Origin of the sequence: Variovorax sp. dw_954, assembly GCF_018449755.1 — a bacterium.
Classification (GTDB): domain Bacteria; phylum Pseudomonadota; class Gammaproteobacteria; order Burkholderiales; family Burkholderiaceae_C; genus Variovorax.
Map to the genome: position 1 here is coordinate 1 of NZ_JAAVVD010000109.1, position 585 is coordinate 585.

1 pseudogene is annotated in these 585 nt (G+C 60.7%); it reads right to left on the bottom strand.

The features are described 5' to 3' along the window. Nucleotides 1-570, bottom strand: a pseudogene (locus HB681_RS37735) (IS5 family transposase); the annotation flags it as partial. Between the last annotated feature and the right edge of the window lie 15 nt (nucleotides 571-585).

Sequence of the window (585 nt, forward strand, 5' to 3'; positions counted from 1 at the left end):
TCGTTGCTGCGGGTCTGACCTTTGAAGCTGGTGCTGCCGGTCGAGTCGTTGCCCGCATCATCATCGCTGCCGTCCTTGCGCACGAAGCTCCTGTGGCTGGCCCACGCCTGGATAAGGGTGCCATCGACGCTGAAATGTTCTCCCGACAGCCAGCCTTTGCGACCAGCTGTCTCGACGATGTGGTTGAACAGTTCGATGATGGCGTCATGCTCGATCAGGCGTTCGCGGTTCTTGGTGAAAGACGCTGGGAACCCAGACCGCATCGTCCATGGCCAGGCCGATGAACCAGCGAAACAGGAGGTTGTATTGAGTCTGCTCCATGAGTTGGCGCTCCGAGCGAACGCTGAAGAAGATCTGCAGCAGCATCGCGCGCAGCAGCTTCTCTGGAGCGATGCTGGGGCGCCCGCCCTTGATGTCGGCCTCGTACATGCCGGCGAACAAGTCGTCCATCTTGAGCAGCGCTTCATTGACCATCGCGCGGATAGGACGCAGCGGGTGATTGGCGGGTACGAAGTCCTCCAGGCGGCGCATCGTGAACAAGCTCTCGGTGAAGGTATCGGCTCCGCGCATCGTCTGGGGTCTTGG